Here is a 23905-nt window from a genome sequence, read left to right on the forward strand (position 1 = left end):
GACATCATGACTACCCACCACGATAAGGCCGCCCGCATCGTCGGCGCGGCCCGCGAACTGCTGCCCATGCTCAGCACCGGCCAGCGGATCGACACGCAAACCCTCCACGCCGCCATGACCAGCGCTTTCGGGCAAACCGACGCCGCCGGCGCCTGGGATTGGAAGGCCGCCTACGACGCCTGCGAAGTCGCCGCCGTGCTCTTCCTCCTCAAATACGGCCGTGCCCTCCTGGCCAAGGCCACTTCCCCCGTTGCCCTGCTACCCATGCTGGAGCGGGTCGCCGGCCTGTTCCCCACCCACACCCGCCGGTCGGAGGAGAGCGTCGAGCTGCAGCAGTTTTCCACGCCTCTAGTCCTGGGCCTGGCCGCCGCGGCGGCGGCCGACATCACCGGCCAGGACCTGGTGCTGGAACCATCGGCGGGCACCGGCTTGCTGGCCGTCCACGCGCAGATCGCCGGCGCCACCCTCATGCTCAATGAACTGGCGGGCACCCGGTCGCAACTGCTGCGGGCCCTCTTCCCCGGCGCCATGCTCAGCACCCACGATGCCATCCACATCGACGACCACCTCGGGGACGCCCCCGCTCCCACCGTCGTCATCATGAATCCGCCCTTCAGCGCAGCGGTGAAGGTCGAAGGGCGCTCCAGCGGGGTCGGCATCCGACACATTCGATCCGCCCTGGCGCGCCTCGCCCCCAACGGTCGCCTTGTCGTCATCTCCGGGGCTCAGCAGGGCCCTCACAATCCCGCCTACCGCGCGGCCTTCACCGAAATGCAGGAAGACGCCACCCTGCTGTTCACCGCCTCCGTCGATGGCAAGCTCTTCGCCAAGCACGGCACCACCACCGACACGCGCATCAGCGTCTTCGACAAACGCCCGGCTCCTACGGTGGACCATCTGCCCAACTGCCATGGCCATGCCACCGACGGCCGCACGCTCCTGACCTGGATTGCCGACGCGCTGCCCCCGCGACTGCCCCTGTCTCCCCAGCCTTTACGATCGATCTCCACACCCACGCTGATCACCGGTCCCAAGGCCCGCCCTGCCGCTCGGCCATCCGCGCCCGCAGAGGTCCAGGGGGTCGAACTCGTGTACGAGCCCATAGCCCAGGCCCATACCACCGCCATGCGCGACGGCCAGGTCTACGAGCCCTACCAACTCCAATCCATCCGCATCCCCGGCGCCAAGCCCCACCCCACCGCCCTGGTCCAATCGGCCGCGATGGCGGCCGTCGCCCCGCCGATCCCCACCTATCGCCCGCGCCTGCTCCCCCATGTCGTCAGCGACGGCCTGCTGTCCGACATGCAGCTGGAAACCGTCATCTACGCCGGCGAGGCTCACAGCCAGTACCTCGCCGGCTGGTGGAAATCCGACGAAACCCTTGACCGTATCGAACTGGTGGCCCCGGATACCGAAGGCGCCGTCCAGTACCGCCGCGGGTACTTCCTGGGCGACGGCACCGGCGCCGGCAAGGGCCGCCAGAGCGCCGGCATCATTCAGGACAACTGGCTCCAGGGGCGCACCAAGGCCATCTGGATTTCCAAGTCCGACAAGCTGCTCGAGGACGCGCAGCGCGACTGGTCGGCCGTGGGCATGGAGCCGCTCCTTGTCGTTCCCCAATGGCGATTTTCGCACGGCGCGCCCATCGTCCTTGACCGGGGCGTCCTGTTCACCACCTTCGCCACCTTGCGATCCCAGGCACGTGGGACCGCCATCTCCCGACTACAGCAGATCGTCGACTGGGTCGGAGCCGACTATGACGGCGTCATCATCTTCGACGAAGCCCACGCCATGCAGAATGCCGCCGGCGTGCAGGACGACGAAGGCGACCAGGTCCAGGCCCCATCCCAGCAGGGCCGCGTCGGCCTGCAGCTCCAGCACAGCCTGCCCAATGCGCGGATCGTCTACGTCTCCGCCACCGGTGGCACTTCCGTCGCCAAGTTCTCATACGCGCAGCGCCTGGGCCTCTGGGGGGGCGACGACTTTCCGTTCGCCACCCGCGACAACTTCATCGCCGCCATCGAGGCCGGGGGCGTTGCCGCCATGGAAGTCGTCGCCCGCGACCTGAAGGCGATCGGCCTCTATGCCGCCCGGTCATTGAGCTTCGACGGCGTGGAGTACGAAATCCTCACCCATGACCTGACGCCGGAACAGATCAGGGTCTATGACGCCTACGCCGGCGCGTTCACCATCATTCACAACAACCTGGAATCCGTGCTGAAGGCCGCCGGCGTCATCAGCCAGGAAGGCGTCACCAGGAACCGGCAGGCCTTGGCCGCCGCGCGCAGCGCCTTCGAATCCACGAAGATGCGCTTCTTCTCCCACCTGCTGACCGGCATGACCGTCCCGACGCTCATCCGCAGCATGCAGCAGGACTTGGGCGAGGGCCGTGCCCCCGTCGTGCAGATCGTGTCAACCGGCGAGGCCCTCCTCGAGCGCCGCTTGGCGGAAATCCCCACCGATCAGTGGAACGACCTCCAGGTCGACGTTACCCCCCGCGAGTATGTGCTGGGCTACCTGATGAGCGCCTTCCCCACCCAGCTCTACGAGGAACACTCCCTATCTGATGGAACCGTGCTGTCCAGCCCCGTCTACAAGGACGGGCAACCGGTCGCCTGCCGCTTCGCCCTGCAGCGCCGCGAGCAGCTCGTTGAAAGGATAGCGGCCCTTCCCCCCGTGATCGGGGCTTTGGACCAGATCATCCAGCACTTCGGTACCGATGCCGTGGCGGAGGTCACAGGCCGCCGCCGGCGCATCGTCCGCCGTGGGCACCGCCTGGCCGTCGAGAACCGCCCTGGCAGCGCGAGCCTGGACGACACGACCGCCTTCATGGACGACCGCAAATCCATCCTCATCTTCAGCGACGCCGGAGGCACCGGCCGGTCCTACCATGCGGACCTGTCCTGCAAGAACCAGCGCCGGCGGACCCACTACCTCCTGGAGCCCGGCTGGCGCGCGGACAACGCCGTCCAGGGCCTGGGCAGGACACAGCGGACCAACCAGAAGCAGGCCCCCATCTTCCGGCCGATCAGCACCAACGTGGCCGCCCAAAAGCGCTTCAGCTCCACCATCTCCCGGCGGCTCGACAGCCTAGGCGCCATGACCAAGGGACAGCGCCAGACCGGCGGCCAGGGCTTATTCCGCCCTGAAGACAACTTGGAATCCGTCTACGGCCGCGACGCGCTCCGCCATCTCTACCACAAGATCATCGGCGGCAACGTCGACGGCTGTCCCCTCGCGGATTTCGAGAACATGACAGGTCTCAGCTTGGTCACCCAAACCGGCGCCATCAGGGACCAGCTTCCGCCAATCACCACCTTCCTGAACCGCCTCCTGGCCCTGCCCATCCACCTGCAGAACACCATCTTCGAAACCTTCCACGAACTCATGACCGCCCGGGTGGAGGCGGCCATAGCCGCTGGCGTTTATGACCTCGGCCTCGAAACCCTCACCGCGGACAGCTTCCAGGTACGGGACAGGCGCACCATCTATGTCCATCCCGCCACCGGTGCGCAAACCCAGCTGGTGACCATCGACGAGCAATGCCGTACCGACATTCTGCAGGCGGATGAGGCTTGGAAGATCATTCAGGACGGCCAAGGCAAGCCCGTGGTCAACCAGCGCTCACAGCGTGCCGCCATCCTCACGTCAGCTTCCTCCCTTCTATCTGAAAAGGGCGATCTCATCGCCCGGCTTCGCCTGGTCCGCCCCGCCAACATCGACTACATGCCCGCCAATCACCTCGCCGAAAGCAGCTGGATGCCGGCCGACGAAGAGACGTTCCGCGCTATCTGGAGCATCGAGGCCGACGCTCTGCCGACAACCACCACTCGTTCCCTGCGCATCGTCACCGGCCTCCTTCTGCCGATTTGGCGCCAACTTCCCGAGTACAGCTCTCGCGTCTACCGGCTGACCACCGATGACGGCGAGCGCATCATCGGCCGCCAGCTCCCGGCCGATTGGAACAAGTTCGGTGACTGTGCCACCGACACGCCTGACCCCGACCACGCCTGGGCCACCGTCAGCAGCGGCGACGCCATCCTCAACCTGGCGGACAACCTCAGCATCCGCAGGGTCCGTGTCATGCATGACCAGCGCTTGGAACTCTGCGGGTGGTCCGATACCGACGTCCCCAGCCTGAAAGCCGCCGGCTGCGTCAGCGAAATCATCGCGTGGCGGCTGAGGCTCTTCATCCCGACCGGCAGCCGCCACACCTTCGACGCCATCCTCGAGCGCCATCAGCTGCAATCCTCCGTCAGCACCGAGGCAGCGGCGTAGACAGCCTGGCCATCGCTCCACCCCAAAGCTTTAGAGCCCCACCCCGGCCTTCTCTCGTGGGACTAAACGCTTCTCCCGACCGCCTAAAGCGCAACGTTGAGCGGGGACTATTTTCCGCCGCCGGGCAGGCCCGGCTTTGCATCGCGACCAAAATAGCCCCCGCTCCGCCGTCCTCCGCTGCACTCCGGCCGCCGCAAGCGGCGGTGCGCCGCCGGCCGGGGAAGCGTGTGTCGTCTCCACGAAGGCCGCGAGGGCGCGGCCCCAAAGTAAAGTGGGGATCACTGAAATGACCGACCATCAATCTTCCGCCACGGCACGCTTCATCGAGCACGCGCAGTTGTTCGGCCTTCGGGAGTTTGACGACGACATCGACACCCGCCCGATGCCCGATCCCCATCAGTCCCTCGGAGCGATCAGCGACATCTTCGACGCCCTGGTTTCCACGCTGGAGGCCACCCGCATGGAACCGGACCTCGAGGAGCTACTTTGGGCCACCACCAACATCTTCCAGCGGGCGGCCGACCGCATCAGTCGCGACCTCGACCAGAATGAACGCTCCCAGCGTGAGGCCCAGCAGCAGCAGGACGGGTCCGAAGTCCGGTCAGTCGAATTGGAACGCCTTGTCGCCATCGGACAGACCATGATCGACCGCCAAAACTGGCTCGAGGCCATGCGGGACCACGCGGCCGATCTCTTCTCGGTTCACACCGGCAGCACCTGGCGTCCCCGCAGCTCCAGCCAGGTCAACCACCGACATCTCACCGCCGCCATGCTTGACAGCCGCGACTTCATGGCCGCCCGCCGTGAAGCCCGGAACTCCGTCTACATTCCCAAGGGCCCCAAGGTCGCGGTCATCGGTGGGCCCGACATCGTGGACGTCAACCAAATCTTCGGTGTCCTGGACAAGGTCCTCGAGCGCCACCCCGACATGGTCCTTCTCCACGGAGGCAGCGAAAGCGGTGCCGAACTCATCGCCGACAGGTGGGCCGCCAACCGCAAGATCACCCGCATCGCCTTCAAACCCGATTGGGCCAAGCACCAACGCGCCGCTCCCTTCAAGCGCAACGACGCGCTCCTTGACGTCGCTCCCATCGGCATCCTGCTGTACCCGGGCCAGGGTGTCGTCGACAACATGGCAGACAAGGCGAAGCGTCTCGGCATCCCCGTCATGGACTTCCGGGGAACCGGCGGCTGACGCCGCCTCTCCCCGAGGGCGGCTAAAGCCGCCCTCTCATGGCGCCCTCATCCTCCACCAGGCAATCCGTCCAGCGGCACCAGGCCTTGGACCTTCATTCCCCATTATCCTGCCCAAGCTTCCAGCACCTTCAGCCGCCGAAGCAAGGAAGGCCCCAGAGACCTCTTCACCAATCGCTGATGAAACAGCAGCATCTCCAACAGCGACGAGGCCGAACAGATCTGCACGGCGAAGCGATCTGCCACCTCTTCGCGCCTATCCAGTTCCCACTCCATTGCCCACATGTTGAACCACAGCAACAGCAGCCCCGACGCCAGGGCTCCAGCCACCCACTGCCATGGCAGCTGACCGTCGGGCGGGATGCCGTGAAACCACCATACGACCCAGAGCGGCAGCACCATCGACAGAAGCATCACTATCATCAGCAGCAACTGGGTCAGCAAAGCCCGGCCGCGGTCCTGCAGATGGCCGACCTCATGGGCAAGCAGCGCTTCAATGTAGGGATCGGGCATTACCTCCAGGAGACGGGTATCGACATGAACCCGCCCCGTCACCAGGTTCACGCAGGCCTGGTAGTACAGCTCCTTCTCCCACCTTATGGGCGGGGGCCTGACACCAGCCCTGTGAGCCGTCTCCACTATGAACGCCGTCGCCGTATCCTGATCGTGCGCCAAGTGCTCTCACCTCCCGAGGTGCAGATCCTGGTGGGTCCCTAGGCTCACCACCAGTCTCAGGTCCCGGTACAGAAACCTCAAACCCTTTCTTGCGCCCCCGCCATAAATGGCGGGGGTCATGCCCGCCCACCGGCAGGCATGACCGGCGGTACCTCCCTAGGGGTTCCGCCGTGCCCTCAGGCACGCCAGAACCCGAGGGAGCCGAGCCAGCAAGCTGTCTCGGGCCTTCGGCGTAGGGCCGGCGGGAGCCACCCGCGACTTGAGTGAGATACCCCCTCCCTCAGCCAGGCGGCGCTGACGGGTTTTCCAGCCCCTGCCGGGGCCGGGAGGCTGGGTCCTGTTCCGGCCCCACCTCCGGGCATGCCACCTATAAGGGGGGCGGCGCCGCGCCGCGCAGGGGCCAAGGCCCCCTACGGCGCAACCCCGCCCCCCTCGCCGGCATACCCCCTCCAACCCGACCCAGCTCGCCGCTCGGCAGGGTTTGCAGCAGTGGCTGCAAACCGCTAAAAATTAGGAAACATGAGGTGACCATGATCACGCAGGTGCATCCAGACCTGGCGATATGGCACCCCGTCATCCCGCGTATCCACAGCACAGCCAGGGCCGGGCGCCATACAGCCCGTAGCCGCGGGCATCGAACAGGGCTACCCTCCACCAGATTGTAAAGTTCAGCAACCACCGCGTGCCGGTGCAACAGCTGGCCGCTGAACTGTTCAACATCCAGCGAAAGGCCGACCGGTGAGCATCATCCAAAATCTCCCTGACGAGTGGTTCTCCAAAAACCCGACCAAGGACATGTTCCTGGTCGTTCGTGCCCTATCTGTCTCGCTTTTTCTTGATGTTGCTACCGTGATCGCAGGCACCTTCACCGGCGCGGAACTGGCGCCTCATACCCCGGCCGTCATTGGCTTCATCCAGGGCGGTTTGCTTCTCTGGGCATTGATCGCGCTTTGCCGCATTGCGTACCAGCTTTGGCGCCGCCGGTTGCTCTCTCGCGCCTCAGGCATCAGCGTTCAGACCTTGATGATCACCGTGGTATGTGGGTTTGCTCTCCTGCTCCAGGCCGAACCCCTTCTTCTGGCCATGTCGGGAGCAATCGCAATAGCCGCCAGAGTCTGGCCAGTTTGGCAGGCCCTCGTGGATCAATACCCAATCCCCGGTGGCATGGCCGCCGGCGCCACCGGAATGGCGCTCTGGCTTCTAGTCAGGCCCATGGTCGCCGCTCCTGCGACAATCGTGGTCCGCCATGCTTCACCCGCATTCGAGGGCAACATCCAGTTCACGGGACGCGACGGGAATCAACTCACCGGGCTTTGAACCGCCAAGAATGGTGCGACCGCCCAGCCATCTTGCGGTCGGGGCCAGCAGCGTGAACATGATCACCCCTGGCAGAAGCGCTCGTCTGGTTCGTGCAGCTTCTACCGCCGACCAACCTCAAAGGCGCCGATCGTCAGGCACATGCCCCAACGTGAAGGAACAAACAATGACCGTAGAGCGTGCGGCCTTCGAAGGCCTTCCAAATGAGGTTCAACAAGCGGTGGAGCAAGGCCGGCAAGCGCGGTTGTCCGGCCAAACTGTCGATGCGTGTCCTCACCACGCGAACGAACCTATGGAAGCCCTTCGTCGGAAGGCTTGGCTGAACGGCTCGGTGGGGCTCAATTTGGTGAAGGATGCAGGAGAACGCCCAGCCTTCGTTATTGATGCTCAACTACGTAATGAAGTATCGCTACGATTTGCGGCGGTAGAAGATCACTGGAACGCTCTCCGCACATTCTACGGATATGACTTCTCATCCATCCTTGAGGGCGAGAATACTAGGTGAAGGATGCGTTCGCAGAATGGTGTCTTTCGCAGGCCATTCTGGTTCAATCGGCACTGCTCACGGAGGAAATGCGGCATGGGAAGCTACGGCCAACAACTTATCCTCGATAACGGCCTCATCTCGGTCAGCGGCTATGCTTCGAGGGATGAAGCGACGGCTGTTGTCGTGGAACTTGCCACCAAGGACGGGTGGCGCCCACGCAGATGGTGGCAGCTCTGGCGGCCCCGGTGTCCGCCTCATGTACGGGCTGCGTTCCAACGGCAGCAAAAGCGATGACCAGGTTCAAGAACCCGATGCACCAGACGGCCTATGATCGGCTCACCGCCTTTCCTCCGCCGCCGGCCGACGACGGCGCCCCACGTGGTGGACGTGCGTTCTGGGAGGAATACCGCTTGGGTTTCCTGAAGCCTGCAGTGAAGCCGGCCCGCATCGGGCAAGGCACGCCCGGCTATGCTGCCTGGGCTGCCGGCAGGGATGCGGCCCGCCGGAACGCCAAGGCCACTGGCGTGTGCGCAGATAGCTAATGAACCGCCGGCGCAAGGACAATGAAATGGACTGGGCAGGAGAGCGGGCACGAGCCGTGATAGCGCCTTTTAGAGTGTTGTTCGAAGCGGAGGCCGCGCCACTGGCCGACGGTCTCGCCGATGCCATTGCCGGGGAACTCCGCGGAACTGCGGAGAGAGGCCAGGGCGGCGCATTGAAGGCGGCCGATGAGTTGATGGCCAAGCTCTGGGCCCTGCCTGGAGCGCCCAGAAAAATACTCGAAGTATAGCCCGGCGCGGCGGAACCGCGAAAAGGACGGAATTGGATTGGAGAAACGGATGGGCTGGCCATTCCCTTTCCGGCGGCTTCTCAATGTTGCGGCGTTGCTGCCAACGATGATTTGCGGCCTGATCACCGCATACCACATTACCCTGGCGCTTCGGCTTCAACGGGAGCCGGATCAGATTGAACTCGCTCACTTTTTTTGGCTATTGGCGGTGTGGGGCCTTTTGGGCTTCGCGCTGACAGGATGGTTTTTCGGCATATTCTGGCGCAGAAGCAATGCTCCAAACGGTACAGGACGGACGGAGACCAGGGACCGCTAGACTTTGATGTTCAGCCGCAAGGCGAACGTGAAGTTAAGGCATCTTCAACGCAATGACCTGGCCGCCGCTACGGTCGCAAAGTAGGCTCTCCACTCAAGACAGGCACAGCTCAGGGCGAGGCCGTCGCCCCGCCCTTGGGCAACGGCCCGAGCCGCTCTCCGGCCGGTTAGAACAGCGCCTGGGTCAAACTATGCTCGGAAGCCGGTATCGGTGTATGCTCCATCTCAAGCGACGTCAGCCACTGGAAATAGGAAACCACCAACACTCGGACGGCAGACGACAGGCTGGTCTGTTGATCGCGGTTGCGATCAACAATATCCAGCAATTCCGTAATCTGACAGTTCTCTTGGCGAGCGAGTAAGTCCAGTCCAATCCAGAACTGCGGTTCCAGCCTCATCGATGTCCGTCGGTTTCCCACCCTCACACTTCGGGGTACCAAGGACCGCGGCGCCGTCGCCTGGTGAACAGCAGCCAGAACCTGGAACGGAAGCCGATGGGTAAACACAAGAGACATTTCTGTACTCCAAAGTGAGCCCCCGGCCGCGCTTCCCAATCCAGGGCGACAGATCGGAGTGACCATCGCCAAACCGCAGCTTAGGTGGCGTCCCACCCACCATCGAATATGATGTGCGAGTGACAATTAACATTTACCGCTAGTTGCAGTACATTTCAATGTAACAATTGAGACGAAGGTTCGGCAGCCAGCCCCCGGGGGGCTCAGCTGACCGGGTTCCAACCGAATGGTCCAGAGGTGCCTATGGCCAATGAACCTTGTCCCGCGTGCGAAGGGGAGTGCCGTCCAGGATTCGTCCCTGATCCCGACGGTGACGGTTGGTTGACCTGCTTGAACTGTGATGGTTCCGCCCTGGTCGATGGACCATCGGTGCCGCGTACCTCGCTCTTCGACAGCGCCCCACCGGCTAATCCGGAGGATTTCAAGGCCGCCGTGCGCGCGGCGTTCCCAGCCCTTTTCACGATGGGCTGACGGATGGCGTACCTGGACATCGACGACCTGCTGCTCCTCGCCAGGCCCTGGGATGTACCCACACATGAAGCTCACCGGCGCGCTGATCCACTTGTCCGGCTACAACTGCTGGAGCGTTGCCATGGCGATTATTTTCGCACCGACGAAGGCCGTCAGGCGCTCGAATTGGCGAGTACCACGATCATCAGGTGAAGGCACTACATCAACGGCGTCGGCGGACGTAGCCACGCCCTTCAGACACAGGTGGAGAATGTTGGCTGATCGTGTACCAAAATTGATCGCCGTCGCCTTCCTGGGCCTGGCGTTCTCACCCTCGGATGCTGGTGCCCTTTTCAGGGCCGCCATAGTCCTGCCAGGGGTTTGGTCCGGCATCTTCGATGGCGACATACTAATCCAGGCCGCAGCCTTCTCCTGGTAGCTTGTGCACCCGCAGATGCCTGCCGGGCCAATAACCGGCCCGACCCTCACCGAGTGCTCAGTGAATACCCGGCTGACCCAGTCGCGCCATCTCCGCACGAACGCTTGCGGCCTGCTTCTCGGGCATCCGATGAAGCTCTTGGTCCTGTTTTCCCTTCGGTAGCTTCAGCAGCCTGAGAGCCATTTTCTCGAAGTAGTCAACCATGTCTCTTTCCTCTTTTTCGAAACTGGGTTCCACACCGGCCTGGATGGCGCTAAGGCGCCAGGACCCCCCCCGGCGGGGGCGACATCACCAGACGCCGCCCCCGGAATATCACATGGTGAATTTGAAGCTGTGGCCTTCTTGCGTCCGCGTCACCTCGGTGCCCGGTACGTATGGGAACGTGGCGGTGAAATTGAACCGCGTGAATTCCATTTTGAAGGGCTTGCCCAGGGGAGCCTGATTGGTCGGCCCCGCAAATTCGATGCGAACCTCGACCTGGCCGTTGACCACCTTAGACGCGACCACCCGACCGCCACTGCAGCCCCGCGACACATCCTTGACCGAAATCACGTACCGCTCGGCGCCGTCGCCTTGGCCTACCACGGGGCTCACATGCTCAACCGTGGTCGGATCCAGGTCGTACTCCAAGGCAAACTGATAGAACGGCGCCCCGGTCAGGCCAGGACTGTTGAGCTTCAAGTGGCAGGCCGCCTGCAACAGCGGCTGATCAGGACCGGGCCCTAAGTCGGCCGCAAAGGCGGAACCCGCCGTCATGGCGATGACGGCAACAGGCAGCAGAAATTTAGGCTTCAGCACCATACCCTCCGTGATTGTGCGTCCCACAGCTTCAACCGGAGGGGTGTATCTTTGCAAGACTATCGAGCTTGAAGCGCGCCAAAATTCACAACTGGCCGCGACCGCCCTTTGACGGTGATTTAACGCCAAAATAACCTCGTATGAAATAGGCGATGCATAACGCCCACGACAAGGCGAACGCCCCATGAAAGATCAGCGGCAGCATCAGTCCTTCCCTCAGGTCCTTGAAAGCATCCGACGCCGAACTCGCGGCCATCCAAACAAAGTTGAACAGCATGAAAAAGACGACTGTCCATTCGAAGATTTTTTTCTTCTTGGCTTCCGTCATGACACCATCTCCACGAATGCTTACCAATAAATGGAAGTCAGCCGGCACCCCTCCAAGGGTCCACTCAGAACATCGTCCAGGCAGCGACACCCGGTAACCTAGTGTCACCGCACCTTCAGCTGCTGGAAGGGCGTACTGCCCACCCGGCACAGCTCACGCTGGGGACTCCTCAGGGCATGATACAGATCACGCGTCGTCGCCGCGGCCGCCCAACAGAAGCTCCAAGCCGAAGATGGCCAAGAGCACCCAACGCGCCTTCCAAGCGAGCCACAGAACCCCCATGCCGACGAAAGCCACCACAAGGGCGAAATGCACAGCCAGGTGCATGCCAAAGTGCAGCACGCAGAACAGAACCACCAGCACGCCCGCCCACCACATCATAACCCTCCATCGAGAAGAATCCGGCCCCCGGGTCGCCCTGCATCCATTCCGCACAGGTGCGCGAGAACACCGTTATTGCCCCTGAGGCCTGTCGAAAGGCGAAACCCCACCCACTGGTGGCCCAATCAGAAGAACCTGAACGCTCTCACCTCGGCCGGCGCGAACGCGAAGCCAACGTCCCCCGCGGGTGACGATCCACCAGCATGTGTATGCCATCACCGCCACAAGTCCCAGCGCCATGCTGCAGATCGTTGAATTCATGAGCATATCGACATAATGAAGCCTGTCCTCGAAGCAGGACCAGCCGACGCCACCGACAGCCCCAAGGGTGCCGGGCAACCCAATGATCCCAGCAAGCAACATTATCGTTCTATCGTCAGGAGAGGCCTCCGACGCGCTTTCGCCGCCGCCCTCGGGTGGACTGTGATAGACGAAGGCCCAAAGTCCGGTGACACACCACCAGACCAAGTTCATGACCAACGCAAACAGCAGAAGCACCCCGCCTGCGACATAGAGTGTGCGGAGCGCAAGTTGCAGAGTGGCAGCAACCAGTGCCCACCCATAAGCCACCAGGGCCGGCTGGTGCCTAAGCTCTTCTTTGCTGGGAATTCGCATAGTCGATCACCTCGTATTTGCTGGCCAACCAGACGACGCTCGCGGCCCGGTTAGCGGGGCCATCGCGATATGCCTGCAGCTTGGGTTAAAGCGCTCACACGCCGCAGCCCTCCCATCCAAACAACAGGTGATGCCAGCATGGCCTAAACCGGGCTCCGTCATCCCAAGGCGAGAACGCGCGCCCGCTCAGCATTGATCGTTCATCTTGAAAGAGCCCCCTACATCGATAAAGGCCATGCGCAGCCCGGTCATGGCGTCAGAAATTCACGTGGCTGCTGCGCGCCAGGGTTCCGAATTCGGAAGCGTTGCGGCATGCTCCCTTTCCATCGTCTGGGCCAAACCCGCACGACCAAACCGGCTCCGCTTGGGTGACCAGCGACATCGCAGTTCCATGCATCGCGTTCGGAAAAGCGGGAATGGCGCTTCGTCGCATTGCAACGTTAGCCCTTGGGACCTTCAGCGCCATCCCATGGTCTTCACCAATTCCTGCCTGTTCCTTTGAAGCTCCCAGTCGTCGGGTGTGGGCATACTCGCGTCCACATTCTCTTTATGAGCGATAGCCCACCTCACACACTCTTGCCGTCCAAACTGGCAGAAGGACAGTAGGCGAACCCACCAAGGGAGATATTGCGCAATAAAAAGAAAGGCCTTCTCCGAAGAAATTTCAACGCCGTACAGGCCTCGACCATAAATGGCAGCCAACTCAAAGGAGGCTGTAGCACACCCAGTCCTTGCGGAGTGGATTAATAGACTGATGCCTCTCTCTATATCCTGAGGTACCCCTTCCCCTTTCAATAGCTTTAGTCCATAGCTTGGCGATGGACGGCCACATGCAATCGCTTTTTCAATCATGTCAATCGCAGTCGAACTGGGCTCGACCCCGGGCACTTCACCATCCAGGACTGAAAGACCGTAGATTTCGAGGCAAAAGGGACTTCCGGCTTCGGCCCCCGTCAGGAGATGCCTGTACGCCTCAACATGATCACCGTCTGCCAAAGCGACTATGTGTTTCCGGTAGTAGATAATTCCAACATCTAATTCAAAATTATACGTCACAATACTCACCTCGTGTCATTTAGAAAGAACCCCAATAAATTAGGAAGACAATCCCTTAGATCACCTCATGGCCCAAGGCAAATGTCTCTTTTCTTTCGCTGAATGAACACCCGCAGGCAGATCAACAAGAACCAAACAGTCACGCCCATACACGCTGCGCCACCTAGTAAGGAAATAGCAGCGTACATGCCCGCCTTGAACGCTTCGGCGTGTTCCAAAGGTTCGATCTTCATTGCGGTTACCATATCCGGAAAGGCGAAGTTGGCGAACCACCATCCGGCCGGCGGGCCCAGCCAAGGAAGAGCAAAAAATAACACCACCAAAGTGATCAACCAACCCCATTGGCCAAGCTGTGCCACTGCTAACTTCGTCACCAAATTCTCCTTCAATCGCGGAAATCGTTGTCACTATACGAGAATTGACTGTTGCTGACTTCGCTGGTTCCTATAATTACCGAACTAGCGAACTTTATTTTTTGGAAAATCCGATAATTGATCTTGTGCCCACTACACCTGGGTGGGATATTTAAAAGCCAGATCAAGCCGGCCAGCCAATTGCCGGAATTCCCAAAAACTAAACGCCAATATTTGCCCCGACATCTTATTGTATGCAACCTGTCAAAATCTACAGCTTGTCATTCGAGCGCCGCTCCTAACAACTCAGGTTCGACACCTCACCAGCCCCGCGGCTCCTGAGACTGGTGGCCATTTGAGTTATTCGACATGTATGCACGAAGGCCGCGTGAATTTCCGGGTCCGCCGTCAGTGGCGTCGGAGGCCTCTCCGATTTATTGTCAATGGCCCAAAGAGACTGCCGACTTGCGCGGACTTATTTACGCAGCAGCCTCTGTCGTTAAACAAACCGCAATCGAATTGCTTCACCGAACGGGAGCTTCAGAATTCGGAACCGCCACGCGAGGTATTCGAATTTTCCCCCAATCCCGCCCACCACATCGCCGGCGTGCCTACGGTCAGGCTAGCAGCTTGCTGCTAAGGTCAGGAAATGGTCGGCGGCTTCAAGCGGTAGCGGTTCCGTTTCGGTCCCAACCCACGCAGCCGACGCGCCATCTCCCTATCGATAGCCGTCCTAATAAAGTCAAGGCGCGTCTCGCTGGGCACCAGCAGCGCATCTATGCCCTCCTTCACGCCTTCGGGCAGGGTGATAGTCAGGCGCTCAGTCCATAGTTTCCGTCGTCCCATACGCCGGTGGGTAACATACATATGATATTCCGCCAAGACCCGCTTTTCGTATGTACGATATTGACGCTTTAACATATGGTCGTTATTGTCAATATCGTACATACGTTATTCCCCTTTCGGGGAACGACCAGTCGAGGAAGCATGAGGTGCGACGAAATTGTTCGCCGCCTTCCTGTAGCTGCCTGAGATTGCAAGGAGTGACCCCGGATGAACGCGGAGCCCAGAGCGAGGCGCGTTGAGCGCATCAAGAAGCTCCTCGCCTTAAGCAATAGCGCGGGCGCCAATGAGCATGAGGTTGCCACGGCGCTGCAAATGGCCCAGCGCTTGATGGAAGCGGACGGAATCACCGATAGCGACCTGGCGGCAGCTGATGCCTCCGAGAACTTCACTCAGTCTGGTGCGCCCGTGAAGGTGCCTGCCTGGGAAAATAAACTCGCGGGGGCAATCATGGGCGCTTTCGGCTGTGATGCCATTTATCACGGAGCAAGTTGGTCCTTTGTGGGTATCGATCCCGCGCCCGAGATCGCCGCCTATGCATTCGATGTGCTGCGGCGACAGTGCTTGAAGGCAAGGGCCGCCTACGTTTCCAAGGAGCTTAAGAGGGTCACCGTTCGGGCCAACAAGATCAGGCGAGCCGACCTCTTTTGCGAAGGTTGGATTGCCACTGCTGTCGCGAAGGCCCGTCCGGTAGCCCGTACCAAGCAAGCAAGCGCTGCGATTGCAGCCCTTACCTCGCTGACCTACGGTCAGCTCAAGTCAATAAACACCATCAACCGTAATGACGGACGGACACTTCGTGACTACGAGTTGCGTGACCGCCAACGGGGAGCAAAAGCCGGTAAGGAAGTTGACTTCCATCTGGGTTTAGCTGCTGATCCGGCACCCCGCCACCGGCTTGGCAATCAATAATCACCCAGGAACCGCCCTATGACCCCTATAGAACTCATGTTGCCGCCGACCATCCTCATGGCAATTGTCTGCGGCATCCTTTCATTAACTTGTGTTTGGGAGGCATATAAGGCGCGGTCCATGATTATGGCAACAGTTTACAGTTGCGTCGGCCTGTCCATCGCGGGTCTCGGCGGTGTGTTACTGTGGATCTGACATAAACGTCCTGGACCATCGATGATACTCTTGCGGCCATGTAGATCGGCTCGCCTCTTAACCAAATAAGGAGAGTTAGTTGAGTAACGTTGAATGCGACAATCGGACGCCTAGTAACGATGTTCAGCCCAGCAAAGGCCACCGACTCTATGTCATGGCATGGTGCTTATTATTAATTTCACTGTCGGCATATTTCGGCGTGTCTTTATCGCTACACACACACATTGACGGTGACCATCTCGTATATGATGCCTATATACCGTTGATGTATGGCCTTTCCATCAAACCGTTTGCCTTGGGTGTGACCTCTTTTGTTTTGGGTCTGGCGACGCTCATAGCGTACGCCAAAGATGATTTTGACCGATATTTTTATTCCGTTTGTCTTTTTCTTGTTTCAGCAATCTTGTCCGGTATTTTATCTTGGTATGGCGCCTGTCTTTCTTACAATGGAACACCGTTGCTGAATGCAGAGAATTGTATTGGTTGTTTTGGCTATGCTTTCTCCGCTTTTTCAGTAGTTATAGTTCTATATTTTTCTTCTTCTAATGAAAAATGTAGTTCAGCACCTCCCGTTAACTCCCCAACTATAGAAATATAGCCCAGCTGCAGAAGGAGCCCGACGCCGTGAGCAAGAAGCGGATCGTGATAGAGGTCGACGACGTGAAATTCTTCGATGCGGCGGCGAAGATAGACAAAGTCACCCTGGGCGACCGCTTCATAGAATTGTGTCTGTCGCCGGACAGGTTCCTCACCCGGGTTGGCCTGCTTGCCGCTTATGGCGTCGAAATCGTATCAGCCGAAACTATCTGAACGGAGCCTGCCTTGGATAACGATGCGCTCAGAGCCGCCTTCGAGGCCCACACAGAAGGCTCAGATCGGTTCACACGGCGGATGGCCGTTGCCATCGCTGACCTGGCCGGCATGCGGCCCATGTCCCTGGTGTGGCGCCTGGAAAAAATGGGGTCGCTGAAACCCGGTGCTTTGAACTGGTTCCGCGCCAACGGGGGGATCACCGCCGCCCATGTTCGTGAAGTTCGAGCGGATATCATCGCCGCCAAGGCGGCCGCCTGAACACCGGGCCTCAGAAGGAGCCCTCCTTGGGCCCACCTGGAGGGAGACGGCGAAGAACCCACCAAACAGCTCATCGGGCCCGACGACGAGCGACACGCCTCTTACCCAGGAACACAATGATGAAATGGAAACGGTACAATAGTTAAATCTTTGCTCCAAGCATCAAAACATTGGGACAACATGGCTAATTCCGCAGTCTTTAATTTATTATGCGCGTGCGTAAACGCCGCCACCTTGATTGTCACATTAATTAGTATCGTTATGCAAATTTCTCTTACTGTTGCCAGTAATGGGTACTTCTCGGCGTGGCAACTTGCTTGGATGCCCCTGATTCCCGCTGTTCCTGCGGTTGGTTTAGTATGGTGTAGCCTTCATGCCGTCCGCTGCTGGATCGAAAAGCACTCAAGTACAACTTCCTTGCCTGACCCTACGATTGATGCTGAGAGAAAACGTGATCCAGGGCGAGTACGGTTATGAAGCAGGCGAATTCACGGTCTATCCGGAACACTGGAGGCCGCTGTTCAAAGAGGGCCTGACGCCGGCGCAGGCCTTCGCGCGCGCACTATCTGCCGCTGATACCGCCCGCCACGCGAAGGACGTCGCTGCTGTTGGCGCCGCCAAGGCGGCCGGCTGATCAAGACCACAGAAGGAGGTAGGCCTTGTCTGATATGAAGAAATTAAAATGGACGGACGTTGAGCGGGACTACCCTGCCGTCAATCTCTTCGTGGACGACGATGGCGAAGCCGAGTGCCCGCGTTGCCACGGGCTCGGATCAGAACGCCGCCGGAACTACGCCACTATGTCCCCGTCGGACGACTTCGATGTGGCGTGCCACGTCTGCGGAGGTGAAGGCCGCGTCGAGATCATCGACGACCGTTACGGCGATTCTCCGGCCGCATAACCGCCAGGACGACAGTAGCAGTGCCGCCAAGACGGCGGGCGCGGTCGGACCCACAATCCGCCATTTCTATCAAGGGCAACAAGAGGAACTTGCCGGACGATGTCCAGCACGCCTGATATCCCCCCAACCGAAACCTATGGCCGTGCAAGACGCTGACCAGCCAGGACTACCGATGGAGACTCACTTTGAACGAACTTGAAAAGGCAGCTCTCTCGGCCGCCCACGACCGCTGTGAGTGGATGGACTTTGCCGGCGGCCGAGCTTGGATCCACGATGAGGCTACTTACGTGGCTGAACTGCGTGACGGCACCACCAGAGACGTTGTCGCCGAAATCTACAGCGCCGAGGAAAGCTATCTGCGCCCGGCCGTCGAGGGCGAACCCGACGTCGACAACAGCCAGATCGCCCGCCTCCGCTGGCTAGGCTACTGAAAACAGAAGGAGGCGGCAGTGGAAAAGCGCAGCGGGATAATGGATGCAGAGGGTGGCTGTCATACCTGCGATGGGGCCGGCACGTACACTATCCGCTGGGCCGGCAAAAACGCCTTGGCGTGCGCCGCCAATCACGCCAAGCACAACCCTGGGCATACGACATGGGCGCAGCAGACCGTCGGTGTTAGCTACGGCCCACGCCTCGGCGCCGATCATGAAGGAGCCCTCCCTTGATCGCCTACTGTATGACCGACAACACTGGGAGCCAGGTCGAGGCGCCCCTTATCCACATGCAGTCTTGTGAGACGCTGCGGACAATGATCCGAAGCGGCATCCGGACTGAAGAATCTTGGGCGGAATTGAAGACCAGATCAGAACGGTGGCACGCGGCTCTTCGCATCATCCGTGACGGCCTGCCGATGTCCAGTACCCATTCCTCCCCACAACAAGAAGGGATCTACATTAGATGAGCGATCTTTCGGAGAGTGAAAAAGAGGCAATTGTTGGCTATTTATATGGTCGCAGACGAATTCGAGAATTTAATAATCGCGATATAATTATGGCGGCTATCTTAGTTGCGGCGATTGTCGAACTGGCCATCGCATTCACGCTTCAGATTTCAATCTTTGTATTCACGGGTGGAATTTCTTTATTCATTCTGTTTCTGATTCGGAAAGAGCCATTATACATAAGAACGGAGAATCAGTGGCGTTTACCTATTACGGATTATGTTCTTGGTCACATTTCATCTACGTTTAGTGAAACGACAAGAACGGCCTTGGAAGGCTATAGAAAAGCTCAGATCGATGGTGTTTTACGCTTTCGTGATCTGTATCAGCTTTACAGCGTGAACAATACGCGATCACGTATCGCACAAGCAAAAATAACTGGAGCGCTGCAAAGTGCGGCCCTAGTGGGCAACGGCACTACATCTACATTGCCCCAAGACCAAAGGTAAATGGACGAGGACATGTTGAGTAGGTGCTCTGTGCCTGCCACGTACTGGCCCGTCCACCTGATGCCCGAAGGGCAACGAAGCAGCACCAACCTCATCCCTCGGACACGAAAGTTCACCTCCGCCTATGACCAAATCCCCCCCTTCGAAAAGCGCCCTAGCCCAAAGAAGGCGCCGCCAGGAAGCCGGCCGGTCCCAGCAGGACGCGGAGCGGGCGGTGACCTTGCCAAGCCGCGGGCAACTGATGCTTCCCCTGATCCGTTGTCTGGGCGCCGCCGGCGGCGAAGCCGATGCCGCCGACCTCTACGACAGGGTGGCCAGGGAGATCGGTGCAAGCGCCGAAGTTCGGGAGGCGAAAGCTTCATTCGCCGGCGACGAGCGCAACTTGTTCGACCGCCAGGTTCGCCACGCCCAGCAGCTGGCAAAAACGAAGGGCCTTATTGCCGCCCACGCCCGCGGCCGATGGACCTTGACCGACCGCGGCCTGGGCCTGCTGGAGAACGCGAGGCCTGGCGTGGTCATGACCGTCTTCGAAACGCGCCAGGGCCTGGCCATCTGGGGGCATGTCGAGGACGCGGCCGCGATCATCGAACCGGGGTCGGTGAGCACGATCTACACGTCTCCGCCCTACCCCATTCAGACCGCCAAGCCCTATGGCGGCATCGACACAGCATCCTGGATCAGCTGGATGCTGGACCTGGTAGACTTATGGAAACCTCTCCTGGCGCCCGGCGGCTCCCTGTTCATGAACTTGGGCGCAGAGGTCTATCGTCGAGGCGCTCCCTACCAAAGCACCTACCTCGAGCGGTTTGTGCCCGCGGTTGAAGATCGTTGCGGGTTTCAGTTGGCCCAGCGCTGGTATTGGGACAACCCCCACAAACTGGGCAGCATCCAATGGGTCTCAATCCGCCGCCGGCGGCTTCGACAGACCGTCGAGCCCATATACTGGTGGATCAACGAGGTGAACGGTATCCAGGACCAGGCCAACAACAGGGCGGTGCTGCAGCCCTACGCTGAGAAGACACTGAAGCGCTACATCGGCCAAGACCGCTCGGACGAGGCCAGGGTTAAACCTTCCGGGATAGATATCGGCGCCCATGCTTTCGCCAAGGACAATGGCGGGGCCATTCCGTCGACGGTGCTGCGTAGCGCCAACTCCGCCTCAAATGACCCGTACCGCCGGGCCTGCCGAAACGCCGGCATCGCACCCCACCCAGCCACCTTCCCAGCCAGCCTCCCGGAACGGGCCATTCTCATGACAACGCGGCCCGGTGATATCGTCTGTGACCCTTTCTTCGGCTCCGGCACTGTCGGCCAGGTAGCCGAGCGCCTCGGCAGGCGCTGGATCGGTATTGAACGCTCTCGGCTATATCTGGATAGCGCGAGGCTACGTTTCTCCGAGACGGCCGCCGCGTAGACTGAAGTCGGCCGTGCAAATGTGTCCCATCCGATCGACCCTGAACACGAAGAACCAGCACCATGGAAACCTACCTCTCCCCAATAGGCCTTCCCGCCACGATCTCTGTCGGCGCCACCGTGGAAATGGTGGATGGCTCCGGGAAGCCCTATGGCCGCCAGGCGGTGATCAAGCTCAGCGGCCTGGTCGTCACGACCGCCTGCGGCCGGGACTGGGATCGCTTCACCGGTGGTTGGCGGGACGAGGATGGCCATGTCTGGCCTTTCCCGTCCATTCGCGCAGTGTGATCAGGGGAGCCGGCGGCCATGGGTGAGCCATCCGACGTTAGATACTGCCACTGGTGCGCGGAGGCCGGCCTGGTCACCTTCGGGCACAATGGCTTTTCGCTCAAATCCCCACGCGGTACCGTCACGCGATGGGCTTGTGCCAAACATCGACAAGCCGGGAAGGAATGGAGCGCCCCAGCACCCCTAACCCCGGGGCCCGAGCCAAAACAGAAGTCCCTCCTGTGATAAGCGCCTCGCCCAAGAGGCCATCTCGGCTTGGGACCGCAGACCCATGGCGAATGCCGCTGCCCATAAGCAGCTACGGTAGCATCAGGCTGCCAGGACCCCGGTGACGGCCGGGGCTTTCTCGCCCAGCCCACCTGCAGGTGCTCTTGCCCCCGCCTTTCAAATCAGGACGATCACCCCAGCCAAGGCGGCCGCGAAGCACGCCCACATCGCCCACCGCCTATCCGCGGCTCCTTCAAACAGCCCCAACCATAGTGCAGCCGGGACAATGAACCAGAGGCTGTGGGTGGTCAGATGCAGGATCACCAGGGTGATGAACACGCCGACGTACAACCACTTCGGCACGCGCCGCACCAGGTCGAATAGGGTCTTGGCCGTCTGTTCCATCGGCGTCACCGGGCCCCGCCCGAGGCGACATATGCGCCCCCACCCCGCGTCGCACCCCGCAGGTATTCCCGCCGTCTGGCGTCGATTTCATAGCGTCGGATCATCTCAGGCTTGGATATTTGCTTCAAACCATAGTTGACCGCCGAGATAATCGTATTTCCCACAAATATCGGAACCGTCAAGCGCTCCAAGATCGCCGATATCGGGCCCATGATGGTGGGGTAATAAGTCTTGAGAAACAATTGCCCGGCGGAAAACGACCAGCGACCAATCGCAATCTGATCATCCGTCATCAGGCTTCGGTCATAGTCCTTCAAAACCGGCTCGGTTCCGTCCCGGATATAGACGAAACAATATTCGAACTCGGCTTCGGACAGGCACCAGGGGGCGAGCACCAGGCGGTCGCTGCTCTGGATGCTAGTATCGTCGAGACCGTTGCCAAAGGTGTTCTCCCGGGTCTGTCGCAACGCGCCATAAAACACGTTGGCGCTGCTGCGAAAGCCACTGCTGGCGTTGCGTTCCGCCGCCGCGGTCGCTACCGCAACGTCCCAAGCATGCCGTGTACTGACGCCCATTCGCCGGAAGTTCAGCAAGCCCTGCATGGCGCCGTAGGCGTCATCTTCGAACCCGAGACACATCGTGGGGCTGAGGTTCAGCGTGGCCAGGCCGTTCAGAAAATCCTGCTGATCGATCGGCACGGACATCCCCTCCTTGTGCGCGACGCGCGCGCGATCTCGAGCCGGGATACAATCTATGGCATGAACGCTGGGCCGCCACCGGCCGGACGGCATATGCCGACGGGATGCGGTTGTGAGCCCAATGTCATGCAAGATCACTTGGCTGGGTAACCACAGGCCCCTCGCTGGCCGCCTGGTCGATCAGCCGCTGCCACACCACCCAAGCGCCCCGGCTTTCGTCAGCAACCCAATCGGGCACGCCGGCGTCAGCCGACACCCGCGCCTCCTCCGTATCCCGCAGTCTCCTGCCGGTTCGAAATTCAAATAAGTCCGCCACCCCCAGCTCCTCTCCTTGTGGGCGTCATACCTAAGGCCATAGCCACCCCGCCAATCTGATGCATAGGGCCAGGCCAGTCGATCCTACCATCTTCCGCCCGCTGGCCAGCTCCAGTATCCCAGCGTGGCCCGCGTTGTGATCATGCACCCCTTGTCCCTTGCATCGTTGAGCAATAGACCCGCCGCCGGCAGGATCGCCGAAAGGCAAGACCCTATCTCGCGCCCCCGCCCCGTAAGGGCGGGGGTCATGCCCGCCGCCCGGCAGGCATGACCGGCGGTACCTCCCTAAGGGTTCCGCCGTGCCGGTAGGCACGCCAGAACCCGAGGGAGCCGAGCCAGCAAGCTGTCTCGTGCCTTCGGCGTAGGGCCGGCGGGAGCCACCCGCACCCTGAGTCAGATGAATCCCCCCAGCCACGCGGCGTCGAAGGATTTTCCAGCCCCTGCCGGGGCCGGGAGACTGGGGCCTGTTCCGGCCCCACCTCCTGGCGTGCCGCCTAAAAGGGCACCAGGGCCGCGCCGCGTAGGGGCCAAGGCCCCCTTCGGCGCAACCCTGCTCCCCTCGCCGGCACACCCCCTCCACACCCGTCCCAGTTCGCCACTTGGCAGGGTTGCAGCAGCGCTGCAACCCATGACCAGGAAGGAAAAACACCATGGCCGGTGTGCCGAACCTCTCGATCCAGATCATCAGCGACAGCGGGCAGGCGCAGCCCCTGTTTGCGGGGTATCTCCCCGTGGAATTCGCGCTGGACGCCGCCCTGCAGTTTGTTCGATCGACGTTCAGTCGCGACGAGTTGCGCGACATGGTGGTCACCGACGTCATCGGCCTCATATACGCCGTGGCCACCGACGCGGACATGTCGCCGGCCTACGCCGACCTTCCCGCCGTGGATTGCCGATTCCAGGTGAGCCGGGAACCCATCGCGGACGCCCTGGCCCCGGTAAAGGGGGCCAAGCCATGACGCAATTGACCGCCTACCGGGAACGCCTGTTCTGCGGCGTTACTTCCACCGGCCTCATATGGGCCGATCGGTCACGCGAAAAGCACGGCGACTATAAGCGGCTGGCATTCATGGCCTTTTCCACCCTCGAGCTGTCCTTCGAAAAGGACTGCGGCGCAGCGTTCCGCCAGCTGATCGGGGAAGACGCAGCACCCATCCAAGCGCGCCGGGGAGAGCCGTTCGAAGTGTCTACCGCGGGCCAGACCATCACCCTTGGTCACGCCCTGCCCTGACGGACGCCCCCCTTCCCGTTGAGTACCCATACGCCAGAGCGGATC

The 23905-nt window shown here is 60.7% G+C and carries 28 protein-coding genes; 18 read left to right on the forward strand and 10 right to left on the reverse strand.

Going from position 1 to position 23905, the window contains the following annotated elements; genetic code table 11:
* Positions 1 to 6 precede the first annotated feature (6 nt).
* Entirely contained in the window at positions 7 to 4278 is a 4272-nt protein-coding gene (locus P5F91_RS29200; RefSeq protein WP_277909037.1) for a strawberry notch family protein, read from the forward strand.
* A gap of 286 nt (positions 4279 to 4564) precedes the next feature.
* On the forward strand, positions 4565 to 5473 hold the full coding sequence (locus P5F91_RS29205; RefSeq protein ID WP_277909038.1) for a DUF2493 domain-containing protein: 909 nt from the start codon (positions 4565 to 4567) through the stop codon (positions 5471 to 5473).
* 104 nt (positions 5474 to 5577) lie between these two features.
* Here the strand turns inward: P5F91_RS29205 and P5F91_RS29210 are convergent, their stop codons facing one another.
* A complete protein-coding gene (locus P5F91_RS29210; RefSeq protein WP_338424095.1) occupies positions 5578 to 6111 on the reverse strand; it encodes a M48 family metalloprotease in 534 nt (177 codons plus the stop codon).
* Between the two features lie 774 nt (positions 6112 to 6885).
* On the opposite strand from P5F91_RS29210, the gene P5F91_RS29215 reads away from it, so the two are divergent.
* The 3 genes from P5F91_RS29215 (at position 6886) to P5F91_RS29225 (ending at position 8493) form a co-directional block, all read left to right on the forward strand.
* Positions 6886 to 7464: a hypothetical protein gene (locus P5F91_RS29215; protein WP_277909039.1), complete on the forward strand. Its 579-nt coding sequence runs from the start codon at positions 6886 to 6888 to the stop codon at positions 7462 to 7464.
* A gap of 166 nt (positions 7465 to 7630) precedes the next feature.
* Complete coding sequence (locus P5F91_RS29220; RefSeq protein ID WP_277909040.1) at positions 7631 to 7969, forward strand: Rmf/CrpP family protein; 339 nt, start codon at positions 7631 to 7633, stop codon at positions 7967 to 7969.
* Between the two features lie 272 nt (positions 7970 to 8241).
* Positions 8242 to 8493: a hypothetical protein gene (locus P5F91_RS29225; protein WP_277909041.1), complete on the forward strand. Its 252-nt coding sequence runs from the start codon at positions 8242 to 8244 to the stop codon at positions 8491 to 8493.
* A 730-nt stretch (positions 8494 to 9223) separates the two neighbouring features.
* Here the strand turns inward: P5F91_RS29225 and P5F91_RS29230 are convergent.
* Positions 9224 to 9637 (reverse strand): ribbon-helix-helix domain-containing protein, encoded by a 414-nt coding sequence (locus tag P5F91_RS29230; RefSeq protein WP_338424094.1) that lies wholly within the window; start codon positions 9635 to 9637, stop codon positions 9224 to 9226.
* A 408-nt stretch (positions 9638 to 10045) separates the two neighbouring features.
* Between P5F91_RS29230 and P5F91_RS29235 the strand changes: the two genes are divergently transcribed.
* Positions 10046 to 10234 (forward strand): hypothetical protein, encoded by a 189-nt coding sequence (locus tag P5F91_RS29235; protein ID WP_277909043.1) that lies wholly within the window; start codon positions 10046 to 10048, stop codon positions 10232 to 10234.
* A gap of 283 nt (positions 10235 to 10517) precedes the next feature.
* On the opposite strand, the gene P5F91_RS29240 is transcribed toward P5F91_RS29235, so the two are convergent.
* The 6 genes from P5F91_RS29240 to P5F91_RS29265 all read right to left on the reverse strand — a co-directional run bounded on the left by P5F91_RS29240 (position 10518) and on the right by P5F91_RS29265 (position 14939).
* Positions 10518 to 10664, reverse strand: a complete 147-nt coding sequence (locus P5F91_RS29240; RefSeq protein WP_277909044.1) for a hypothetical protein — start codon at positions 10662 to 10664, stop codon at positions 10518 to 10520.
* Between the two features lie 108 nt (positions 10665 to 10772).
* Positions 10773 to 11261: a hypothetical protein gene (locus P5F91_RS29245; RefSeq protein WP_277909045.1), complete on the reverse strand. Its 489-nt coding sequence runs from the start codon at positions 11259 to 11261 to the stop codon at positions 10773 to 10775.
* A gap of 82 nt (positions 11262 to 11343) precedes the next feature.
* Complete coding sequence (locus tag P5F91_RS29250) at positions 11344 to 11586, reverse strand: hypothetical protein (protein WP_277909046.1); 243 nt, start codon at positions 11584 to 11586, stop codon at positions 11344 to 11346.
* A 186-nt stretch (positions 11587 to 11772) separates the two neighbouring features.
* Positions 11773 to 11949, reverse strand: a complete 177-nt coding sequence (locus P5F91_RS29255; RefSeq protein ID WP_277909047.1) for a hypothetical protein — start codon at positions 11947 to 11949, stop codon at positions 11773 to 11775.
* 1754 nt (positions 11950 to 13703) lie between these two features.
* Positions 13704 to 14012: a hypothetical protein gene (locus tag P5F91_RS29260; protein ID WP_277909048.1), complete on the reverse strand. Its 309-nt coding sequence runs from the start codon at positions 14010 to 14012 to the stop codon at positions 13704 to 13706.
* Positions 14013 to 14633: 621 nt separating this feature from the next.
* Positions 14634 to 14939 carry a YlcI/YnfO family protein gene (locus P5F91_RS29265; protein ID WP_277909049.1) on the reverse strand — a complete coding sequence of 102 codons (306 nt, stop codon included), beginning with the start codon at positions 14937 to 14939 and terminating at the stop codon, positions 14634 to 14636.
* Positions 14940 to 15044: 105 nt separating this feature from the next.
* On the opposite strand from P5F91_RS29265, the gene P5F91_RS29270 reads away from it, so the two are divergent.
* The 10 genes from P5F91_RS29270 to P5F91_RS29315 all read left to right on the forward strand — a co-directional run bounded on the left by P5F91_RS29270 (position 15045) and on the right by P5F91_RS29315 (position 21004).
* Complete coding sequence (locus P5F91_RS29270) at positions 15045 to 15746, forward strand: DUF2786 domain-containing protein (protein WP_277909050.1); 702 nt, start codon at positions 15045 to 15047, stop codon at positions 15744 to 15746.
* 274 nt (positions 15747 to 16020) lie between these two features.
* Positions 16021 to 16539, forward strand: coding sequence for a hypothetical protein (locus tag P5F91_RS29275; protein WP_277909051.1), 519 nt, complete (start codon positions 16021 to 16023; stop codon positions 16537 to 16539).
* Positions 16540 to 16565: 26 nt separating this feature from the next.
* A complete protein-coding gene (locus tag P5F91_RS29280; protein WP_277909052.1) occupies positions 16566 to 16751 on the forward strand; it encodes a hypothetical protein in 186 nt (61 codons plus the stop codon).
* A gap of 12 nt (positions 16752 to 16763) precedes the next feature.
* Positions 16764 to 17012, forward strand: a complete 249-nt coding sequence (locus tag P5F91_RS29285; RefSeq protein ID WP_277909053.1) for a hypothetical protein — start codon at positions 16764 to 16766, stop codon at positions 17010 to 17012.
* Between the two features lie 436 nt (positions 17013 to 17448).
* Positions 17449 to 17646, forward strand: a complete 198-nt coding sequence (locus P5F91_RS29290) for a hypothetical protein (protein ID WP_277909054.1) — start codon at positions 17449 to 17451, stop codon at positions 17644 to 17646.
* Between the two features lie 25 nt (positions 17647 to 17671).
* Complete coding sequence (locus P5F91_RS29295) at positions 17672 to 17914, forward strand: hypothetical protein (RefSeq protein WP_277909055.1); 243 nt, start codon at positions 17672 to 17674, stop codon at positions 17912 to 17914.
* Between the two features lie 185 nt (positions 17915 to 18099).
* Positions 18100 to 18345, forward strand: coding sequence for a hypothetical protein (locus P5F91_RS29300; RefSeq protein ID WP_277909056.1), 246 nt, complete (start codon positions 18100 to 18102; stop codon positions 18343 to 18345).
* Between the two features lie 466 nt (positions 18346 to 18811).
* Positions 18812 to 19303, forward strand: a complete 492-nt coding sequence (locus tag P5F91_RS29305) for a hypothetical protein (RefSeq protein ID WP_277909057.1) — start codon at positions 18812 to 18814, stop codon at positions 19301 to 19303.
* Between the two features lie 241 nt (positions 19304 to 19544).
* Entirely contained in the window at positions 19545 to 20717 is a 1173-nt protein-coding gene (locus tag P5F91_RS29310; protein WP_277909058.1) for a site-specific DNA-methyltransferase, read from the forward strand.
* 62 nt (positions 20718 to 20779) lie between these two features.
* Positions 20780 to 21004, forward strand: a complete 225-nt coding sequence (locus P5F91_RS29315; RefSeq protein ID WP_277909059.1) for a hypothetical protein — start codon at positions 20780 to 20782, stop codon at positions 21002 to 21004.
* Positions 21005 to 21388: 384 nt separating this feature from the next.
* Here the strand turns inward: P5F91_RS29315 and P5F91_RS29320 are convergent, their stop codons facing one another.
* Positions 21389 to 21616 carry a hypothetical protein gene (locus P5F91_RS29320; RefSeq protein WP_277909060.1) on the reverse strand — a complete coding sequence of 76 codons (228 nt, stop codon included), beginning with the start codon at positions 21614 to 21616 and terminating at the stop codon, positions 21389 to 21391.
* Positions 21617 to 21621: 5 nt separating this feature from the next.
* A complete protein-coding gene (locus tag P5F91_RS29325) occupies positions 21622 to 22320 on the reverse strand; it encodes a hypothetical protein (protein ID WP_277909061.1) in 699 nt (232 codons plus the stop codon).
* Positions 22321 to 23279: 959 nt separating this feature from the next.
* Between P5F91_RS29325 and P5F91_RS29330 the strand changes: the two genes are divergently transcribed.
* Positions 23280 to 23588, forward strand: a complete 309-nt coding sequence (locus tag P5F91_RS29330; RefSeq protein ID WP_277909062.1) for a hypothetical protein — start codon at positions 23280 to 23282, stop codon at positions 23586 to 23588.
* Positions 23585 to 23860 carry a hypothetical protein gene (locus tag P5F91_RS29335; protein WP_277909063.1) on the forward strand — a complete coding sequence of 92 codons (276 nt, stop codon included), beginning with the start codon at positions 23585 to 23587 and terminating at the stop codon, positions 23858 to 23860. Before P5F91_RS29330 ends, P5F91_RS29335 begins: the two co-directional genes overlap by 4 nt.
* Positions 23861 to 23905: the final 45 nt, after the last annotated feature.

The organism is Nitrospirillum amazonense (genome assembly GCF_029594735.1).
Classification (GTDB): domain Bacteria; phylum Pseudomonadota; class Alphaproteobacteria; order Azospirillales; family Azospirillaceae; genus Nitrospirillum; species Nitrospirillum amazonense.